At 59.1% G+C, this 18,288-nt stretch carries 19 protein-coding genes; 7 read left to right on the plus strand and 12 right to left on the minus strand.

The genetic code is table 11. The annotated features are described in order from the left end of the window. Nucleotides 1–241 precede the first annotated feature (241 nt). The 5 genes from AT6N2_RS16260 (at nucleotide 242) to AT6N2_RS16280 (ending at nucleotide 2,879) form a co-directional block, all read left to right on the plus strand. Nucleotides 242–463 carry a hypothetical protein gene (locus AT6N2_RS16260; RefSeq protein WP_209090222.1) on the plus strand — a complete coding sequence of 74 codons (222 nt, stop codon included), beginning with the start codon at nucleotides 242–244 and terminating at the stop codon, nucleotides 461–463. Nucleotides 464–481: 18 nt separating this feature from the next. Continuing rightward, complete coding sequence (locus tag AT6N2_RS16265; RefSeq protein WP_209090223.1) at nucleotides 482–1,042, plus strand: DJ-1/PfpI/YhbO family deglycase/protease; 561 nt, start codon at nucleotides 482–484, stop codon at nucleotides 1,040–1,042. Nucleotides 1,043–1,105: 63 nt separating this feature from the next. After that, the gene (locus tag AT6N2_RS16270; protein WP_209090224.1) at nucleotides 1,106–1,546 is read left to right on the plus strand and encodes a PPC domain-containing DNA-binding protein; all 441 of its coding nucleotides are present in this window, start codon (nucleotides 1,106–1,108) and stop codon (nucleotides 1,544–1,546) included. 54 nt (nucleotides 1,547–1,600) lie between these two features. Then, nucleotides 1,601–2,461, plus strand: a complete 861-nt coding sequence (locus AT6N2_RS16275) for a TIGR02587 family membrane protein (RefSeq protein WP_144578492.1) — start codon at nucleotides 1,601–1,603, stop codon at nucleotides 2,459–2,461. Between the two features lie 7 nt (nucleotides 2,462–2,468). Beyond that, nucleotides 2,469–2,879: a TIGR02588 family protein gene (locus AT6N2_RS16280; protein ID WP_063947213.1), complete on the plus strand. Its 411-nt coding sequence runs from the start codon at nucleotides 2,469–2,471 to the stop codon at nucleotides 2,877–2,879. Nucleotides 2,880–2,913: 34 nt separating this feature from the next. Here the strand turns inward: AT6N2_RS16280 and AT6N2_RS16285 are convergent, their stop codons facing one another. Further along, entirely contained in the window at nucleotides 2,914–3,399 is a 486-nt protein-coding gene (locus AT6N2_RS16285) for an MgtC/SapB family protein (protein WP_063947212.1), read from the minus strand. Between the two features lie 170 nt (nucleotides 3,400–3,569). Between AT6N2_RS16285 and AT6N2_RS16290 the strand changes: the two genes are divergently transcribed. Further along, nucleotides 3,570–4,070, plus strand: coding sequence for a ferritin-like domain-containing protein (locus AT6N2_RS16290; protein ID WP_063947211.1), 501 nt, complete (start codon nucleotides 3,570–3,572; stop codon nucleotides 4,068–4,070). A gap of 158 nt (nucleotides 4,071–4,228) precedes the next feature. On the opposite strand, the gene AT6N2_RS16295 is transcribed toward AT6N2_RS16290, so the two are convergent. The 11 genes from AT6N2_RS16295 to AT6N2_RS16345 form a co-directional block, all read right to left on the minus strand. Next, nucleotides 4,229–6,565, minus strand: coding sequence for a glucose/quinate/shikimate family membrane-bound PQQ-dependent dehydrogenase (locus AT6N2_RS16295; protein WP_209090225.1), 2,337 nt, complete (start codon nucleotides 6,563–6,565; stop codon nucleotides 4,229–4,231). A gap of 97 nt (nucleotides 6,566–6,662) precedes the next feature. Then, entirely contained in the window at nucleotides 6,663–7,004 is a 342-nt protein-coding gene (locus AT6N2_RS16300; RefSeq protein WP_209090226.1) for a hypothetical protein, read from the minus strand. A 132-nt stretch (nucleotides 7,005–7,136) separates the two neighbouring features. Further along, a complete protein-coding gene (locus AT6N2_RS16305; RefSeq protein ID WP_209090228.1) occupies nucleotides 7,137–7,922 on the minus strand; it encodes a 3-hydroxybutyrate dehydrogenase in 786 nt (261 codons plus the stop codon). Between the two features lie 4 nt (nucleotides 7,923–7,926). Beyond that, complete coding sequence (locus AT6N2_RS16310; protein WP_209090230.1) at nucleotides 7,927–9,882, minus strand: acetoacetate--CoA ligase; 1,956 nt, start codon at nucleotides 9,880–9,882, stop codon at nucleotides 7,927–7,929. Next, nucleotides 9,879–10,763: a 3-hydroxyisobutyrate dehydrogenase gene (mmsB, locus tag AT6N2_RS16315; RefSeq protein ID WP_209090232.1), complete on the minus strand. Its 885-nt coding sequence runs from the start codon at nucleotides 10,761–10,763 to the stop codon at nucleotides 9,879–9,881. Before mmsB ends, AT6N2_RS16310 begins: the two co-directional genes overlap by 4 nt. Nucleotides 10,764–10,776: 13 nt before the next feature. Then, entirely contained in the window at nucleotides 10,777–12,372 is a 1,596-nt protein-coding gene (locus AT6N2_RS16320; RefSeq protein ID WP_063947205.1) for a GMC family oxidoreductase, read from the minus strand. Nucleotides 12,373–12,445: 73 nt separating this feature from the next. Continuing rightward, entirely contained in the window at nucleotides 12,446–13,453 is a 1,008-nt protein-coding gene (locus AT6N2_RS16325; RefSeq protein ID WP_209090234.1) for a branched-chain amino acid ABC transporter permease, read from the minus strand. A 1-nt stretch (nucleotide 13,454) separates the two neighbouring features. Beyond that, the gene (locus AT6N2_RS16330) at nucleotides 13,455–14,342 is read right to left on the minus strand and encodes a branched-chain amino acid ABC transporter permease (protein WP_004437878.1); all 888 of its coding nucleotides are present in this window, start codon (nucleotides 14,340–14,342) and stop codon (nucleotides 13,455–13,457) included. 2 nt (nucleotides 14,343–14,344) lie between these two features. Continuing rightward, complete coding sequence (locus AT6N2_RS16335) at nucleotides 14,345–15,046, minus strand: ABC transporter ATP-binding protein (protein ID WP_063947202.1); 702 nt, start codon at nucleotides 15,044–15,046, stop codon at nucleotides 14,345–14,347. A gap of 1 nt (nucleotide 15,047) precedes the next feature. Further along, entirely contained in the window at nucleotides 15,048–15,833 is a 786-nt protein-coding gene (locus AT6N2_RS16340; protein ID WP_209090236.1) for an ABC transporter ATP-binding protein, read from the minus strand. 27 nt (nucleotides 15,834–15,860) lie between these two features. Beyond that, the gene (locus tag AT6N2_RS16345) at nucleotides 15,861–17,069 is read right to left on the minus strand and encodes an ABC transporter substrate-binding protein (protein WP_209090238.1); all 1,209 of its coding nucleotides are present in this window, start codon (nucleotides 17,067–17,069) and stop codon (nucleotides 15,861–15,863) included. Nucleotides 17,070–17,280: 211 nt separating this feature from the next. Between AT6N2_RS16345 and AT6N2_RS16350 the strand changes: the two genes are divergently transcribed. Further along, nucleotides 17,281–18,198 (plus strand): LysR family transcriptional regulator, encoded by a 918-nt coding sequence (locus tag AT6N2_RS16350; RefSeq protein ID WP_063947199.1) that lies wholly within the window; start codon nucleotides 17,281–17,283, stop codon nucleotides 18,196–18,198. The last annotated feature ends 90 nt before the right edge of the window (nucleotides 18,199–18,288 follow it).

Here is an 18,288-nt window from a genome sequence, read left to right on the forward strand (position 1 = left end):
CCGGTAAAAATTGTGCGCGATCTAGTCGCCGTCAACACGAGTTCAACAGAAAAAATGCGGAACCATACCGAAAAGCTCACGTTGTTCTGGCAGGAGGGGCCGCCGTGTCAAACGGACGCGATGGCGCTGAAGAACATCGGGATTTTTCCGTTTTCTCCCGATGGCCAACGAAATGGCAGCCGAGCTTCTTACCCATCCGGTATCCCCTCCGCTTCGCTTTCCACGCACAAGGAGCCGCGACATGGAAAAGACCGAAACGCGCAAGATCGCCGAGGAATATCTGCGTCTCGGCGGCACCCGCCAGGTGATGATCGACGACAACAAGACCTTCGTGCGCCAGTGGGAGCACGAGCCTGCCGAGGCAGAAAAGTTCTGGCAGGAAAATATCGAAAAGCTCGATGCGGAACGCCGCAAGGACGTAGAATTTTTCCTGCCATCCATCAATTCCGACCAGGAAGACTGAAATCAAAAGGAGATCGACATGACTTCCATCAACTCTGCAAAAATCCTTATCCTCGCAACCGATGGCTACGAGCGTTCAGAATTGCGCGTGCCCTATGACCAGCTCAAGGCCAAGGGTGCGGACGTGAAGATCGCTTCCATCAAGGAAGGCGAAATCAAGAGCTGGGATGAGAAAGACTGGGGCGACAGTATTGCCGTCGACATCCAGGCAAAGACCGTGAAGACAGAAGATTTCGATGCGCTGGTGCTTCCCGGCGGCCAGATCAATCCTGACGTGCTGCGCCATGATGAGGATGCGATGCGTGTCGTGCGCGACTTCGTCAAATCCGGCAAGGTCGTCGCCGCGATTTGTCACGCGCCCTGGCTGCTGATTGAAGCAGACGCCCTGCGCGGACGCGACGCCACCTCCTATTGGTCGATCAAGACCGACGTCAGAAACGCCGGTGCCAACTGGAAAGACGAGAATGTGGTGACGGACAAGGGCATCATTACTTCTCGCAGCCCTGACGACCTCGATGCCTTCGTCGCAAAGATCGTTGAGGAGGTCGAGGAAGGCCGCCACGAGCGCCGCGCCGCCTGATCGGTCCTTTGACGCCCTTATGCCGCCGGCCCTGCCGGCGGCATTTTTATTCGGGAGGAAGACATGAAAAGCAGATTACTGGCAGGCGGCGCGGAGCGGACTTTGATACTCGTCATCGAACCCGAGGAAGAAGCCTTCGAGGCGATCAAGCGCTTTGCCAAAAGAGAAAATATCAATGCCGCGTCAGTGACCGCGATCGGCGCCTTTTCGACGGCGACGCTCGCTTTTTTCGATCTCGCCAGCAAAGAATACAAGGAAATTCCGGTGAGTGCGCAGAGCGAGGTCCTGAGCATGCTCGGCGATATCGTGCTCGACGAAAACGAAACGCCCAATCCTCACCTGCACGTCGTGCTGGGCTTTGCCGACGGCTCTACGAGAGGAGGCCATTTCCTAAAGGGTATGGTACGACCGACACTGGAGGTGGTTATCCGCGAGACGCCTGCGGAACTGCGACGGAGCTACAGAAAAGACTTCGGCATCGCATTGATCGATCCTGCGCGCTGACACGACGGAACCGGAAAAACGCGCTGGCGTTATTGGCGTATATCTGGGGGCAGCATGGCGACAGCAATAGATCGTAAAGACGGGGAAGACGGCGAGGTCAGAAAGTTTCTGATCGGCCTTGCGCGTGGAACGGCTGGTGCGCTGCTGTTTGCCCTGCCGATGCTAATGACCATGGAAATGTGGTTTCTGGGTCTCTACATCAACCCATGGCGGCTTCTGCTGCTCTGCGTCCTTAATCTCCCGCTTCTTTTTCTTCTTGCCCGCCGCATCGGTTTTGAGAACATCCACTCCTGGGGCCAGGCTTTAAGGGACGCGATAACCGCTTATGGCCTGGGCATAATGGTCAGCGCAGCCGTGCTCCTTCTGTTCGGCATAATGGACGACCAGCTTACCGCGTCCACGGCCGTTGCGAAGGTTGCGCTGCAATCCGTGCCTGCCAGCATTGGCGCTCTTCTTGGCCGCAGCCAGCTTGGCCAGCACTCCGACGATGACGATGAAGAAGACGACGAATATTCCGGCGAGACCGGTTATCTGCACGAACTGTTCATGATGATGGTGGGCGCGCTTTTTCTGAGCCTGAATGTCGCGCCGACGGAAGAAATGATCCTGATTGCCTACAAGGTGACGCCCTTTCACATTCTTGCGCTCTCCCTGCTGTCCATCGCCGTCATGCACGGTTTTGTCTATGCGCTTCATTTCAAGGGATCACATCAGCTGGATGAAGGCCAGCAATGGTGGCAATCCTTCATCCGCTTTACCCTGCCCGGTTATGTCGTCGCCATCGCCATCAGCATTTATACGCTCTGGACCTTCGAACGCCTCGACCATACGTCGCTGTCGCAGATCATGAATGCTGCGGTCATTCTGGGTGTTCCCGCCTCGATCGGCGCGGCGTCGGCCCGGCTGATCCTGTGAGGACAAGATGACGACATCAAAAAACGGAAAACAGACGGAAAGTTCAAATCCGCATTGGATTGAATGGGTAACGGGCATCGCCTGCACCTTGCTGGTTGCCGCGATGCTGGGCTGGATCGCCTATGACATCTACCGCTATTCGCCTGAGGAGGCGCGCTTTGAGGTCGCCGTCAGCCGTGTCGAGGGCGAGCCGGGACAATATCGCGTGAAATTCGACATCCGCAATCTTTCGATGACCACGGCAGCCCAGGTCAAGGTGCGGGGAGACCTCGAGCGGAATAACGCAGCGCCGGAAAACGCCGATGTGACCTTCGATTATGTCGCATCGGAATCCAGCGACAGCGGCACACTCTTCTTCCGTAACGATCCACGCAGCGGAACACTCACCCTCAGCGTCGCCGGCTATACCGAGCCGTGAGCCATCGCCATCGTGTCTGTTTGCGGTAGCTCGCTCATTCTTCCTTGATACCCGCGATGACCTGGACGCGACGCAGCATCCACAGCACGATGATGCCCACGGCCGACGCGAGGAAAGCCAAGGGCCACAGGCCGAGACCGGCCGAAAGGCCGATGGCCGCCGAAAGCCACATGCTGGCCCCGGTCGTCAGGCCTTTGACATCGCCTCGCGTATAAACGACCACGCCCGCGGCAAGAAACGCGATGCCGGCAGTCACTGCCTCCACAAGGCGGATAGGATCGAGCCGCGCTGCCTCCTGGCCTTCGGCCATCGTTTCCATCATATGAATGGTGATGATGCAGAACGTGACGGCGGCCAGGCCGATCAGCATGTTGGTGCGCAGGCCCGCCGTGTTCCTGTGGAACTCCCGCTCCAGACCGATCAGACCGCACAGGATGACGGCACCGAAGATGCGCACGACAAGCACCTCGAACGGAATGGAAATATCCATTGAAAATTCTTCTGCCAGACTCTGCGGCATGTTCGCACTCCTCCGTAAACTGGTCACACTAAGCGCGAACGCGCGCATTGGTTCCGCCCGCGCAATATAAACCTTGTGCACAACCAACCCGGAACCATAGGAGCGGCGGACAGTTTGTCTCCCGTGCGCATGACGCACTTCATGCTATTCACTTCATGGGAGAAGAACCAATGGCCGAGAAGAAACTCGATGACCTTTTTTATGATACGCTCAAGGACATCTATTATGCCGAAAGGCAGATCCTGAAGGCCCTGCCGAAAATGGCGCGGGCAGCCACAGACCCGAAACTCAAACAGGCCTTCGAGAAGCACAAGGAAGAGACGCAGGGTCAGATCGAGCGTCTGCAGGAAGTGTTCGAGATCATCGGCAAACGGGCGCAGGGCAAGACCTGTGAAGCTATCCAGGGTATCATCGCGGAAGGCGAAGAGATCATGGACGACTTCAAAGGTTCGCCCGCTCTCGATGCCGGCCTTGTATCGTCTGCACAGGCAGTCGAGCATTATGAAATTGCCCGCTACGGCACACTGAAGGCGTGGGCGGAAAAGCTGGGCCATACCAAGGCTGTGTCGTTGCTCGACGCGACCCTCAAGGAGGAGTCCAAGACAGACGACGCGCTTACCGCACTCGCTAAAACGTCGGTCAATGCTGCCGGCGAGAAAAAGGCGGCCTGATACCGCCCGCAGAGCACGTCGGGTTTTGAAACAACCCTGCGTGCCCTACCGCCATTGCATGAACCACAAGTAAAACGCGACCGCTTTATTGCAATGCGCAAGAAAAAACCGGAATGGCGAACCATTCCGGTTTTTTATGGGCCCGAAACCTGCCGTTGTTACGGCAGGGTATAAGCGATGACATAGTCCCCGGGCTTGGTTCCGACAGACCCATGACCGCCGGCCACCATCACCACATACTGTTTCCCGTTATCGAGGGAGTAAGTCATGGGCGTCGCCTGGCCGCCGGCGGGCAGACGTGCTTCCCAAAGCTGTTTGCCAGTCGTCAGGTTGTAGGCCCGCAGATAGTTATCAACAGCGGCACCGAGGAAAGCCACGCCACCCTTGGTGATCATCGGACCACCGATGCCCGGAACACCAACCTTGAACGGCAGCGGTAGGGGCGTCATGTCATAAACCGTACCATTCTTGTGCTTGTAGGCGACATCGCCGGTGCGCAGGTCGGCTCCTGTGACATAACCCCATGGCGGCGCCTGGCAGGGAACCTGCAACGGTCCGAGGAACGGTCCCATGAACACACCGTAGGGTGCGCCATCGTTGCGGTTCAAGCCCTGTTCGCTGCCCTTTTCGTCCTGTCCCTTTGGCGGGATATCGGCGCGCGGCACGAGTTGCGAGGTGAAAGCGAGATAGGTCGGCATGCCGAACATCACCTGACGCTCGGGGTCGACGGCCACGCTGCCCCAGTTGAACGTGCCGAAATTGCCAGGATAAATGATCGATCCCTTGAGTGAAGGCGGCGTGTAACGGCCTTTATAATTCAACTGATGGAAACGAATCCGGCAAGCCAACTGGTCGAACATGGAGACGCCCCACATGTCCTTTTCCCGCAATGGCTCCGGCTTGAAGGACAAGGCTGTCGTTGGCTGCGTCGGAGACGTGAAATCCTCGGGGATCGCACCATCAGGGGCAGGTTCTTCGGTGATCGGCAGCAGCGGCTCGCCGGTGCGGCGGTCAAGAACATAGATGTCGCCCTGCTTCGTGGGCCCGACGAGCGCAGGCACGGTCTGGCCATCCTTGGTGATGTCGAGCAGCACCGGCTGCGCCGGTACGTCCATATCCCAAAGGTCATGGTGAACCGTCTGGCGAACCCAGCGATCCTTGCCGGTGTTGATATCAAGCGCGACGATGGAGGAAGAATATTTCTCCACGTTCTCGCTGCGGCCCATGCCCAGCTGGTCCGGCACCTGATTGCCAAGCGGGATATAAACCAGACCAAGGCCTTCATCGTAACTGAAGACCGACCAGCTGTTTGGCGAGTTCGTAGTATAGGTTTCGCCGGCGGCAATCGGCTCGGTTTTCGTTGGATTGCCCGAATCCCAGTTCCAGAGCAGTTCACCGCTATTCACATCGAAAGCGCGGATGACACCGGACTGCTCCTGCGTCGAATAGTTATCGTTCACAGCGCCGCCAATGATGATTTTTCCAGCGGCAATGACCGGCGGTGAGGTCGAATAATAATAGCCTGCCGGGTTGTATTTCATGCCTTGCTCAAGATGGAGAACACCCTGATCCGCAAAGGAGGTGCAGACCTGACCCGTGCCGGCATCGAGGGCGATCAGGCGCGCGTCAGAGGTCGGCAGGTAAACGCGCTGGGCGCAGGCCGTGCCTTCCGCAGCGCTGGGTTCGGCGTAATAGGAAACACCGCGGCAGGTCTGGTGCTGACGGTCCGGATTGAGGCCGACATTCGGGTCGTATTTCCACTTTTCCTTGCCGGTGGCAGCATCGATGGCGATTGCCCAGTTATGCGGCGTGCAGATGTAAAGCGTGTTACCGATCTTAAGCGGCGTCACCTGGTAGGTGGTTTCGCCGACATCGTCAGGCAGCTTCACGTCACCCGTCTGGTAGCGCCACGCTTCCTTAAGCTGGGAGACATTGTCGACGTTGACCTGCGTCAGGGGGGAATATCGCTGACCATAGGGCGTGCGGCCATATTGATGCCAGTCTCCGTCAGGCACATCGCCGCCATAAACAGGTGCCGCCGAAGCGGTTTCCTGCGGCAGCGAGCCCGGCTGGTCATGTGGATCCTGTGCCATGGAATAACCGGCCACAGCAATGGATGCCAGGACGGAAAGCGCGAGCGGCCAGGCATTCGGGCCATAGCTCAGCCCGGTCGGACTGGAAAAACCAAGTGGTTTCCTCACCCACGGCACCAGTAACCAAAGACCGATGACGATGATGACGCCGCCGCGCGGTCCAAGCTGCCACCAGTCGAAACCGACTTCCCAGACTGCCCAGGCGAGCGTTGCCACGATGAAGATGGCATACACGTGAAGGGCGGCGCGATTGCGCTTGAACAGCAAAAACGCTGTCAGGAGGAAGGCCAACCCTGAAAGAACATAATAAAAGCTCCCGCCCAGCATAACGAGCTCGGAGCCGAAGCCGAACAGCGCAAGGCCGATCAGCGCGAGAATAACTGCAGTGACCGTGACTGCCATGTATGAGACCCCCGATTCCTGTCACTTTCGGTCGAACGGAATCGAGGGCGATATGGTTCCATACTATTTATCACCATGGGTATTTAACCCATGATGGTTATGGGCTCCGGGGCGCGCCGGTTGAATCCTGCGGTGTCGGGTTGGTTTCCGTCGAAGACGGAGCGGCCGGGCGGCCATTGGCAGGGTCATTGTCGAAGGTGCCAGAACCCGACGGCTGCTGAGGCACGGGTGCGGTTTCCGTTTGCGGGTTCGGCGGCAGGTTCTCGTCCGGTTTGAAGACGGAATATTCCACAACGCCCCAAACCACCAACGCCAGAAGCACGCTGACGATCAGGATGACGAGAACAGGTCGTCCGCGCGAACCCTGGCGTGCGCGCGTCGCTGTTTCCGCTCTGGGTGCATCCTGGCTGCGCATATAGCTGGTATTGTCTCTAGCCATATCTCTCACTCCCTGTGTCCTTTGGAAATCTAATCCCCGGCGACGGGTTTTGTTCCAGACAGGACAGGATGACCGAGACAGACCAAAGCACTGGTTTGCAAACCTGCTTTTTGACGTCGAGATGCTTTCAGCTCATTTTGCGGTCCAGCCGCCATCGATGGAGATGGTGGTGCCGGTGATGGAACGCGCCATATCGCCGGCGAGATAAAGCGCCATCTCGGCGATTTCCTCCGGCTGGATGAAGCGTTTTGTCGGCTGCGGCGCAAGCATGACCTTTTTCACCACGTCATCCTCGCTCATACCGTGCACCCGTGCCTGATCGGCCACCTGCGCGGCAACAAGCGGGGTCCAGACATAACCGGGGCAGATGGCATTGCAGGTGATACCGAGCTCCGCTATCTCCAGTGCGACGCTCTTCGTCAGCCCCACCACCGCATGTTTGGTCGCCACATAGGGCGCCTTAAAGGGCGAGGCGCGCAGGCCATGGGCAGATGCGATATTGACGATGCGACCCCAACCCCTCTCCTTCATGCCCGGCAGGGCCGCGTGGATGGTGTGAAAGGCGCTGTCGAGTGAGATGGAAACGATGCGGGAGAAATCCGCTGCATCGAACTCATCGATGGGTGCGACCTTCTGAATGCCGGCATTGTTGACGAGGACATCGATATGGCCGAACTCGGCGATGACCTTTTCCGGCAGATGCGCGCTTTCGTCATGTTTGGCGAGGTTGGCTGAAAAATAGACCGGCCTGTGCCGCGCGACCCTTGCAACTGTCTCCAGCGCCTGCCTCGCCTCCTCGGGGGTCTCTAGCCCATGCACCGCGACCAGATACCCCGCTTCGGCAAAACGTTTGGCGATGGCGAGCCCGATGCCGCTGGTGGAACCCGTAACCAGCACGGTCTTTGGTTGATCCTCCATCGGCCTAGTCCCTCAGCTGCGGCAGGTTGCGGAAAAGCTCAAGCGATTCCGGATTGGCGAGCGCATCGGTATTCTTGACCAGCCGCCCGTGAATGGTATCGCGTACCGCGATTTCGGAAATCTTGCCCGACCGGGTGCGGGGAATGGCACTGACGGCGATGATTTTTGCTGGAACGTGCCGCGGCGTCGCGCCTGAGCGGATGCGGCTGCGGATCGTCTTTTCCAGCTCTTCCGTAAGCGCAGCACCTTCCTTCATGCGCAGGAAAAGGACGACCCGCTGGTCGCCCTCGACATCCTGGCCGACGGCAATGGCCTCCTCGACCTCAGGCACGGCTTCCACCTGCCGGTAGATCTCTGCCGTTCCAATACGGACGCCGCCGGGATTGAGCGTCGTGTCGGAACGACCGTGAATGACGTATCCGCCGGAAGGCCGCAATTCGGCAAAATCGCCATGCGCCCAAAGGCCGGGGAACCGTTCGAAGTAGGCGGCCCGATAGCGCGAACCATCGTCGTCGCCCCAGAATCTCACCGGCATGGAAAGATGGGCATTGCGGCAGACGAGTTCACCGGCAACGCCACGAACGGAATGGCCCTCATCGTCAAGCGTATCGATATCCATGCCCAGCATGGCGCCCTGCAATTCGCCGCGATGAACCGGCTGCAGCGGATTGCCGCCGAGGAAACAGGCGCAGATGTCGGTACCGCCGGAAATGGAGGCGAGATGCACATCCGCTTTCCAGTCGCGATAGATGTAATCGAAGGACTGCGGGATGAGCGGCGAGCCGGTGGAGAGGATTGTCCGCAGCGATGACAGATCGTGGCTTTCGCGGGGTGTCAGTCCGGCCTTCAGGCAGGCGTCAATGAACTTCGCCGACGTGCCGAAAGTCGCAATACGTTCGGCATCGATGAGATCGATCAACCGGCCGGGCGTCGGATAGCCGGGATTGCCATCATAAGTGACGAGAGTGGCACCGAGCGCCAGACCGGAGACCTGCCAGTTCCACATCATCCAGCCGCAGGTGGTGAAATAGAAGAAGCGCTCGCCCTCCTTGATATCGCATTGCAGCTTCTGCTCCTTCATGTGCTGGAGAAGCAGTCCACCGCCGGAATGGGTGATGCATTTCGGCTTGCCGGTCGTGCCGGAGGAATAAAGGATCGCCAGCGGCGCCTTGACGGGCAGACGATTGAAGGCAATCTCGCCCGCAGCATAAGGCGCGACGAAATCCGCAAGCGTCACGCAGCCGAGATCGGCAAGGCTTTCGGGTACGGTTTCGCCGATCAGGACGATTTGCTCCGGACCCGCACTATCAGCTACGGCGCGGATGGTGGGTCCGACGTCGATGCGTTTGCCGGCATAGCCATATTCCGGTACGGCGATGAGAACTTTGGGATCGATTTGGGAAAGGCGGTCCGAGGCACCTGCGGGGCCGAAATCCGGGGAGCAGGACGACCAGATGGCACCGATGGCGCTCACGGCCAGATATCCCACGATCGCTTCTATGTCATGGGTGACGATCGCGCCGACGCGGGCGCCTTCCCGCACGCCAGCATGAACGAGCGCCTGCACCATGCGCGAAACATCGTCATAAAGCGCTTTGCGGCTTATCTCGCGCCGTGTGCCGTCGTCTCGGTGCGCGATGACGGCGAGACGCTCATCGGCATCGCGCAGGAGGTTTTCGGCATAATTCAACCTCGCGCCCGGATAAAACTCGGCCTCCCGAATCGTTGCGCCCGGCTTGAACGCTACCTCGCCGCGCGCACCTATAATGCCGAGCTCGTCCCACAGCGCATTGTAAAAATCTTCCGGCGCGTCGATGGACCAGCGCAGCAGGCCAGCATAAACATCGGCGGCCTGCCCGTGGAGCTCTGCCGTTTTTGTCGCGAAGGAAAAAAGCGCCGAGCCCTTCACCCGCTCTTCCAGCGGCACCCATAGAATCTCGGATGGCGTTGCGGTTGTCATGCTTTGCTCCCGCGCAGCATTTCAACGATCGCGGAAAAATCACGCCCGCCCTGCCCGTCGTCAACGAAGCTCTCGTAAAGCGCTGCTGCAGCAGCACCAAGCGGTGTTGAGGCGTCGGCCCCATTGGCCGCCTCCTGAGAAAGCTTCAGGTCCTTCAGCATCAAGGCCGCGGCAAATCCGGGCTGGTAATCCTTGTTGGCGGGTGACGTCGGCACCGGGCCCGGCACCGGGCAATAGGTGGTGAGCGACCAGCATTGCCCGGAAGATGTGGAGGCGACATCGAACAGCGCCTGGTGCGAAAGTCCGAGTTTTTCGCCGAGCACGAAAGCCTCGGAAACCGCGATCATGGAAATGCCGAGGATCATGTTGTTGCAGATCTTGGCCGCCTGCCCATTGCCGCCCTTGCCGCAATGCACGATCTTCTTGCCCATGGCTTCCAGCAGCGGCCTCGCTGCCGAAAAAGCCTCCGCCTCACCGCCGCACATGAAGGTCAGGGTGCCCGCCGCCGCGCCGCCCGTGCCGCCGGAAACGGGGGCGTCGACCGAAGGGCAGCCAGCGGAAGCGGCCAGTTCATGCGCCTTCAATGCACTTGCCATGTCCACAGTCGAGCAGTCGATAAGGAGCGTTCCGGCAGAGATTTTACCGACCAGATCGCCATAGGCCGAAACGACATGTTCGCCTTTCGGCAGCATGGTGATGACGACTTCAACAGCTTTGACAGCTTCGGCAGAATCCGCGGCAACCGGAATGCCCGCCTCCTTTGCCGCTGCACGGCAGGCTTCGGCAAGATCATATCCCCTGACGGCATAACCCGCCTTGACGAGATTGGCGGCCATCGGCAGACCCATATGTCCCAGCCCCAGAAAAGCGACGGTCTTCATCGGTAGGTTCCTTTCAGCGATTATCCGCAAGGATCATGTCGGCGGCCTTTTCGGCAATCATGATCGTCGGCGAATTGGTATTTCCAGATGTAATGCGCGGCATCACCGAGGCATCGGCGACGCGGAGCCCGGCGAGCCGGCGGAACTTCAGGCGTGCATCAACGACGCTTTCGATATCCGATCCCATGCGCAGCGTGCCGACAGGGTGGAAGATGGTGGTGCCGATATCACCTGCCGCCTTGGCAAGATCATTGTCGTTTTCGAAGGAGGGACCCGGCCGGTATTCCTCCGGCCTGAAGCGGGAAAAGGCCGGCTGGGCGACGATGCGGCGCGTCAGTCGCATGGCATCTATGGCCACCTTCCGGTCGCCTTCGGTGGAAAGATAGTTCGGGCGGATTTCCGGTTGCATGGCAAAATCCGGTCCCTTCACATGCACTGAGCCACGGCTTTCCGGCCGCAGATTACAGACGCTTGCCGTTATCGCGGGAAAAGTGTGAACCGGGTCTCCGAACTTGTCGAGCGAAACCGGCTGGACGTGATACTCCAGATCGGCGGTTTCCTTTTCCGGCGAGGAGCGGGTGAAGACACCGAGCTGGCTCGGCGCCATGGACATCGGCCCGGAGCGCGTCAGCGCATATTCGAGGCCGATCCGCGCCTTGCCAAAGAGCGTCGAGGCCCGCTCATTCAGCGTCAGAACACCGGAGACCTTGTAGACCATGCGCAGCTGTAGATGGTCCTGCAGGTTTTCGCCCACCCCTTGAACCTCCGCCACCGTATCGATACCGGCAGCCTGCAACACATCCCCACGGCCGACCCCGGAAAGCTCCAGAATATGCGGCGAGCCGATCGCGCCGGCGGACAGCACGGTTTCGCGCCGCGCCCGCATTTTTTTCAGGACGCCGTCATGGTGGAATTCGACGCCCGTGACCCGGTCTTCTTCGATGATGAGCCGTTTGACATGGGCTTTGGTCAAGACAGTGAGGTTCTTGCGGCCAAGCGCCGGTTTAAGGAAGGCTTTCGCCGTGTTCCAGCGCCAGCCCGCCCGCTGGTTGACATCAAAATAGCCGGCCCCTTCATTGTCTCCACGGTTGAAGTCGTCAGTCGCGGGTATGCCCGCTTCCCCTGCGGCTTTCTGAAAGGCATCCAGCACATCCCAGCGCACGCGGGCCTTTTCCACCCGCCATTCGCCCCCGGAGGAATGCAGGTCACTCTTGCCGCGATAAAAATCCTCCGACTTCAGGAAATAGGGCAGGATGTCGTTCCACCCCCAGCCTTCGCAGCCAAGCTGCCGCCAGACGTCATAGTCCCGTGCCTGACCGCGCATGTAGATCATGCCGTTGATGGAGGAGCAGCCGCCCAGCACCTTGCCGCGCGGATAGATCAGCGCGCGTCCATTCAGGCCAGGCTCTTCCGCCGTCTTGAAACACCAGTCCGTGCGCGGATTGTTAATGCAATAGAGATAACCGACCGGAATATGGATCCAGTGGTAATTATCGTTGCCGCCCGCTTCCAGAAGCAGAACACGGTTATTCGGGTCTTTCGAAAGGCGGTTGGCGAGAACGCATCCGGCACTGCCCGCCCCGATGACGATATAGTCATATTCGCCCATGCTCTTCTCCACACGCCACCCTTGCCGCGTCGTCCCGAACGCGGGGAGGCTTTTGAGGTGTTTTCAAAATTGGCTAGCTGCGGTGCTGAAAGCCGAGTTTCCGCCCAAGCCGGGAAGCATAAAATTCACCGATCAGACCGCGACGGAACACCAGAACGCAGGCCATGAAAACGAGGCCAGTGATGATGGTGACCGGGAAATCCGAGGTCGCGAGATAGTTTTGCAAGGTGACGACGAGGCCCGCGCCGAAGATAGGGCCGATCATCGTGCCGATGCCGCCGAGCAGCGTCATCAGAATGACCTCGCCGGACATCTGCCAGGTCACATCCGTTAGCGTCGCGAACTGGAACACCAGCGCCTTCAGCCCACCCGCGAGACCGGCCAGCGCCGCCGACATGACGAACGCGCCGAGCTTGTAGCGCTGCACGCTATAGCCAAGCGAAATGGCGCGTTGCTCGTTTTCGCGGATCGATTTCAGGATCATGCCGAAAGGCGAATTGACGAAACGCCAGATGACCAGCAGCGCCAACACGAAGGCGGCAAGCACCGTGAAATAGATGTTAAGCGGGCCATTGAGATCGAGAATACCGAAGAGGTGGCCGCGCGGCACGCCCTGCAAACCGTCCTCGCCATGGGTGAACGGCGCTTGCAGACAGAAGAAATAAAACATCTGCGACAGCGCCAGCGTGATCATGGCAAAATAGATGCCCTGCCGGCGAATGGCGAAAAAACCGATGACGAGCCCCAGAAGCGCCGCGCCCGCCATGCCGATCACAAGGCCTATTTCCGGCGTGACACCCCATTCCTTCACCGAATAGGCGGTGAAATAGGCCGCACCGCCAAAGAATGCCGCATGGCCGAAGGAGAGCAGTCCAGTATAACCGATGAGCAGATTGAAAGCGCAGGCGAAAAGCGCGAAGCAGAGAAGCTTCATCAGGAAGATTGGATAAACGAACATCGGCGCGGCGACGAGCACGGCAAGCCCGGCCAGAATGAGCACGGTCTTGATTGTGGCTGCCGTCGTCGATACTTCCGTCTGCGGCATTGCACCGGCCGTCGGGCTATGAGTGGCTTTGGACATATCAGGCGTCCTTTCCGAAAAGTCCGGCGGGGCGGATGAGCAGCACAAAGGCCATGATGACGAAAATGACGATGTTGGAGGCCTCGGGATAGAACACCTTGGTGAGACCCTCGGCGATACCCAGCATGTAGCCGGTGACGATGGCGCCCATGATCGAGCCCATGCCGCCGACGACGACCACCGCAAAGACGACGATGATGAGGTTCGTGCCCATCAGCGGCGAGACCTGATAGATGGGGGCGGCGAGCACGCCGGTGAAACCCGCAAGGCCGGCACCCAGCGCATAGGTGAGCGTCAACAGAACAGGCACGTTAATGCCGAAAGCCTGCACAAGGGTCGGGTTTTCGGTCGCGGCGCGCAGATAGGAGCCGAGGCGCGTCTTTTCGATCAAGGCCCATGTGGCGATGCACACGATCAGCGAAATCACGACGACGAAAGCGCGGTAGTTCGGCAGGAACATGAAGCCGAGATTGGTGCCGCCTGCCAGTTCGCGCGGCACCGAATAGGGTTGTCCCGCCGCACCGTAAAGCCACCGGAACGTGCCTTCCACCACCAGCGCCAGGCCGAAGGTGAAGAGCAGACCATAGAGTGGATCGAGATCATATAGCCGTGACAGAAGGAAACGCTCTATGATGGCCCCAAACAGCGCGACGACGAGCGGCGTAACGATGAGCGCTACCCAGAAATTGATGCCGAAATATTGCAGGCCGAGAAAGGCGACAAAAGCGCCGAGCATATATTGTGCGCCATGGGCAAAATTGATGACGCGCAGCAGCCCGAAGATGACAGCGAGACCGAGCGACAGCAGCGCATAGAACGACCCATTGATAAGGCCGACAAGCAATTGCCCGAGGAGCGCCTGAATGGGAACGCCGAAGATCATCGTCATGGTTAAACCCCCAGCACCTTGTTAAGCTCACCCATGCGGGCGGAAAGCTCCCCCACCGGAAAATCGCCGACCATCTGGCCGTGGTCCATGAGGTAGAAGCGATCGGCAATGCGGCTCGCAAACCGGAAATTCTGCTCCACCAGAACCACGGTCATGCCTCGGCTCTTCAGCTTCTGCAAAACCTCTCCAATGCGCTGAACGATGACGGGGGCAAGCCCTTCGGTCGGCTCGTCCAGCAGCAGCACCTTGACGCCGGTGCGCAGGATGCGCGCCATCGCCAGCATCTGCTGCTCGCCGCCGGAAAGCTTGGTGCCGGGGCTGGTGCGGCGTTCGTAAAGATTGGGAAACAGCTCGTAGATTTCATCGAGCGTCATGCCGCCGGGCGCGACCACGGGCGGCAATTTCAGGTTTTCCTCGACGCTCAGCGTCGCGAAGATGCCGCGCTCTTCCGGCACGAAACCGAGGCCGTATTTCGCCGTGCGATGCAGCGGCACCGGCATCATATCCTTGCCGCCGAGCTTGATGACGCCCTTGCGGTTGCGGATGATGCCCATGATGGTGCGCAACGTCGTGGTCTTGCCCACGCCATTGCGGCCGAGAATGGTGATGGTTTCACCCTCGCCGACCGTCAGATCGACGCCGTGCAGGGCCTGGCTTTCGCCATACCAGGATTTCAGGTTGGAGACTTCGAGCATCGCCGCCATATCAAGCCTCCTCCGTGCCCATATAGGCCGTGCGCACACGCGGATCGGCAGAAACCGTGGCATAATCGCCCTCCGCCAGAATTTCGCCGCGCTGCAACACCGTGACCTGATGGCAGATATCGGCCACGACCTTCAGATTGTGTTCGACCATCAGCACCGCGCGGGTCTTTGCGACCTCACGAATAAGCTCGGCCACATGCGAGACATCTTCTCCACCCATGCCCGCCATCGGCTCGTCCAGCAGCAGAACTTTGGGATCAAGCGCCAGCGTGGTGGCGATTTCGAGAACCCGCTTGCGACCGTAAGAAAGATCGGCCGCAAGCGCATGTTTTTCCCGTGTCAGGCCAACCGTTGCGATCAGCTCCTCGGCGCGGGCATTCAGCCTGTCGAGCGAGGAGAGCGGCAGCCAGAACTGCGTTGCAAGGCCATTCGGCCGCTGCAACGCAACCCGGACATTTTCCAGAACCGTCAAATGCGGAAACACCGCCGATATCTGGAAAGAGCGCACGAGGCCGAGACGCGCCACCTTGTCCGGTGGCGTCTTTGTTATATCCGTTCCCATGAAGGTGATCGCCCCGCCTGTCGGCTGGAGAAACTTGGTCAACAGGTTGAAGACCGTTGTCTTGCCGGCGCCGTTGGGGCCGATCAGCGCATGGACGCGGGCGTGATGCACGTCGAGATCGACGTTTTTCACGGCTGCGAATGCGCCGAAGGTTTTAGTGAGACCACGCGCCGAAAGAACGACGCGAGGTTCTGCCTGCCCGGCGGGGGCGGGAGCGATCGTCATGACTTTCCCCTTTATTGCATCAGTCTTTTATTGCGTCACCAGCGGGCAACCGCTCTTTGCGGGGTCCATGAAGGCTTCCTTGCCGGGGATGGTGGCGAGAACCTTGTAATAATCCCAGGGCTGCTTGCTTTCGTCAGGCTTCTTCACTTCAATGAGGTACATGTCGTGGATCATGCGACCATTGGCGGCAACATGGCCGTCCTTGGCGAAGACGTCGTTGACGGGCATTTCCTTCATGGCTTTCGCGACGGCATCGGCATCGTCGGTGCCGGCCTTTTCGATCGCCTTCAGATAATGCAAGACAGCGGAATAGGTGCCGGTGTGAACCATGTTCGGCATGGCGCCGGTGCGTTCCTTGAAGCGCTCACCAAACTTCCGCGATTCATCGTCGCGGTCCCAATAAAAACCTTCCGTCAGCGTCAATCCTTGAGCTGCCTCAAGGCCGAGGCCATGGACTTCGGCTAGCGTGAAGAGAAGCGCTGCAAGGCGCTGGCCGCCGGCAACGATACCGAATTCCGCCGCCTGCTTGATGGCGTTGGAGGTGTCGAGACCGGCATTGGCAAGACCGATAACCTTCGCGCCCGAGGACTGCGCCTGCAGCAGGAAGGACGAGTAGTCGGTCGTCGCCAGCGGATGGCGCACGGAGCCCAGCACCTTGCCGCCATTGGCCTCGACGAAATTGGACGTATTTTCTTCCAGCGAATAACCGAAGGCATAGTCGGCTGTCAGGAAGAACCAGCTGTCGCCGCCCTGTTTGACGAGCGCCCCACCGGTGCCGACAGCCAGCGAATAGGTGTCATAGGCCCAATGAAAACCATACGGGCTGCACTGCTTGCCGGTCAGCTCGGTGGTGGCAGCACCGGTATTGACGGTGATCTTCTTCTTGTCTTTGGAAAGCGCCTGCACGGCAAGGCCAACCGATGACGAGGTCAGTTCCATGATGGAATCGACCTGTTCGGTGTCGTACCACTGCCGGGCAATATTGGAGGCAACGTCAGCCTTGTTCTGATGGTCGGCGGTCACCACTTCCACCGGCGCACCGAGCACCTTGCCGCCGAAATCCTCGACCGCCATCTTCGCGGCTTCGTAAGAGTATTTGCCGCCGAAGTTGGCGTAAACGCCGGATTGGTCGTTCAGGATACCGATCTTGACCTTGCCGTCCGAAATCTCGGCAGCATAGGCAGCGGTGCCAGCGGCCAGTGCCATGGCCGTGGATAAAACGATACTCTTGCGCATGACTTCTCCTCCCAGAGAGATTGCGAGCCTCAGATTGTCTGTGCAGCGGTGAACCGAAACCCTGCACATGAATGGCCGCACCGCCCTCCTCAAAGCGGTGCATCCTGAGCGTAGACTTCTCGAATTCGGCCGTTGACACAAGAGCAAGTCATCATCAAATTGCGAACAGGAACTGTTCATTTTTGAACAGAACTCCTGATGGGAGACGAATATGGCCACGCCGTTCACCTGGGACGACCTGCAATATTTCCTGGCCGTGGCCCGCACCGGACAACTCTCATCCGCCGCCAGAAGCCTGCGCACCAGCCACGCCACCGTCTCCCGCCATATCGACCGGCTGGAATTTTCGCTTAAAACCAAGCTCTTCGAGCGAAACCCGCGCGGTTACGAACTGACAACGGTGGGTCGTCGACTGGTGGATACCGTCGAGCGCATAGAGGCTGAGGCTGAACGGCTGCAATCGGATATTTCCGAAAGCGGCAGCCTGCTGCGCGGCGTTGTGCGCCTGAGCGCCCCTGAAGGTTTTTCCAATTTTTTCTTCGTCGAAAGGCTGAAGGACTTCGCCGCCACTCATCCGCACATCATGGTGGAAATGGTGACGATCCAGCAGATCATGGCGCTTTCCCGTAAGGAGGCGGATGTGGCTGTCACGCTCGATCCGCCGAAGGCCGGTCCCTATATCAATGAACAGATCATCGATTACACGCTGCATATTTACGCCTCACGGTCCTATCTCGCCGGACAGCCGAAAATCACGAAGCGGGAAGACCTGCTCGACCACTTCTTCATCGGCTACGTGCAGGATCTGATCTTTTCGCCCGGCCTCGATTACATGCGCGACGTGCTTCCAGGCCTGCGGCCAAATTTCCAGTCTTCCAGCATCTTCGCACAGCTAACCGCCACGCTCGGAGGGCGAGGGCTCTGCATCCTGCCGAATTTCATCGCCGCGCGCTTTCCGGATTTACAGATGGTGCTTCCGGGTGAGGTCGAGCTGCGGCGAGGTTACTGGCTTACCAGCCACCAGGACTTTGCCAACGTGCCACGGGTGCGCTCCCTGATGGATTTCATCCTCACCACCGCGCGCGCCCACGAAAAGCTCTTTATTCTCAACCGCGGCATCATGGTCTGAAATCGCGATCGTTCACATTTTGGCGACACCCTGTCTACGCCCGGCAGGTTGGAGGAACTGCCCCATTGCCTATATGAGGGACAACAACAG

It is taken from the genome of Agrobacterium tumefaciens (assembly GCF_017726655.1).
Lineage (GTDB): Bacteria > Pseudomonadota > Alphaproteobacteria > Rhizobiales > Rhizobiaceae > Agrobacterium > Agrobacterium tumefaciens_B.

What these genes read in the sequence shown, in the direction of transcription:
- AT6N2_RS16350 (WP_063947199.1), top strand. Translation starts at nt 17,281, where the DNA reads ATGGCCACGCCGTTCACCTGGGACGACCTGCAATATTTCCTGGCCGTG.
- AT6N2_RS16275 (WP_144578492.1), top strand. Translation starts at nt 1,601, where the DNA reads ATGGCGACAGCAATAGATCGTAAAGACGGGGAAGACGGCGAGGTCAGA.
- AT6N2_RS16300 (WP_209090226.1), bottom strand. Translation starts at nt 7,004, where the DNA reads ATGGCTAGAGACAATACCAGCTATATGCGCAGCCAGGATGCACCCAGA.
- AT6N2_RS16295 (WP_209090225.1), bottom strand. Translation starts at nt 6,565, where the DNA reads ATGGCAGTCACGGTCACTGCAGTTATTCTCGCGCTGATCGGCCTTGCG.
- AT6N2_RS16305 (WP_209090228.1), bottom strand. Translation starts at nt 7,922, where the DNA reads ATGGAGGATCAACCAAAGACCGTGCTGGTTACGGGTTCCACCAGCGGC.
- AT6N2_RS16345 (WP_209090238.1), bottom strand. Translation starts at nt 17,069, where the DNA reads ATGCGCAAGAGTATCGTTTTATCCACGGCCATGGCACTGGCCGCTGGC.
- mmsB (WP_209090232.1), bottom strand. Translation starts at nt 10,763, where the DNA reads ATGAAGACCGTCGCTTTTCTGGGGCTGGGACATATGGGTCTGCCGATG.
- AT6N2_RS16330 (WP_004437878.1), bottom strand. Translation starts at nt 14,342, where the DNA reads ATGACGATGATCTTCGGCGTTCCCATTCAGGCGCTCCTCGGGCAATTG.
- AT6N2_RS16335 (WP_063947202.1), bottom strand. Translation starts at nt 15,046, where the DNA reads ATGGCGGCGATGCTCGAAGTCTCCAACCTGAAATCCTGGTATGGCGAA.
- AT6N2_RS16285 (WP_063947212.1), bottom strand. Translation starts at nt 3,399, where the DNA reads ATGCCGCAGAGTCTGGCAGAAGAATTTTCAATGGATATTTCCATTCCG.
- AT6N2_RS16325 (WP_209090234.1), bottom strand. Translation starts at nt 13,453, where the DNA reads ATGTCCAAAGCCACTCATAGCCCGACGGCCGGTGCAATGCCGCAGACG.
- AT6N2_RS16340 (WP_209090236.1), bottom strand. Translation starts at nt 15,833, where the DNA reads ATGACGATCGCTCCCGCCCCCGCCGGGCAGGCAGAACCTCGCGTCGTT.
- AT6N2_RS16270 (WP_209090224.1), top strand. Translation starts at nt 1,106, where the DNA reads ATGAAAAGCAGATTACTGGCAGGCGGCGCGGAGCGGACTTTGATACTC.
- AT6N2_RS16320 (WP_063947205.1), bottom strand. Translation starts at nt 12,372, where the DNA reads ATGGGCGAATATGACTATATCGTCATCGGGGCGGGCAGTGCCGGATGC.
- AT6N2_RS16265 (WP_209090223.1), top strand. Translation starts at nt 482, where the DNA reads ATGACTTCCATCAACTCTGCAAAAATCCTTATCCTCGCAACCGATGGC.
- AT6N2_RS16290 (WP_063947211.1), top strand. Translation starts at nt 3,570, where the DNA reads ATGGCCGAGAAGAAACTCGATGACCTTTTTTATGATACGCTCAAGGAC.
- AT6N2_RS16260 (WP_209090222.1), top strand. Translation starts at nt 242, where the DNA reads ATGGAAAAGACCGAAACGCGCAAGATCGCCGAGGAATATCTGCGTCTC.
- AT6N2_RS16310 (WP_209090230.1), bottom strand. Translation starts at nt 9,882, where the DNA reads ATGACAACCGCAACGCCATCCGAGATTCTATGGGTGCCGCTGGAAGAG.
- AT6N2_RS16280 (WP_063947213.1), top strand. Translation starts at nt 2,469, where the DNA reads ATGACGACATCAAAAAACGGAAAACAGACGGAAAGTTCAAATCCGCAT.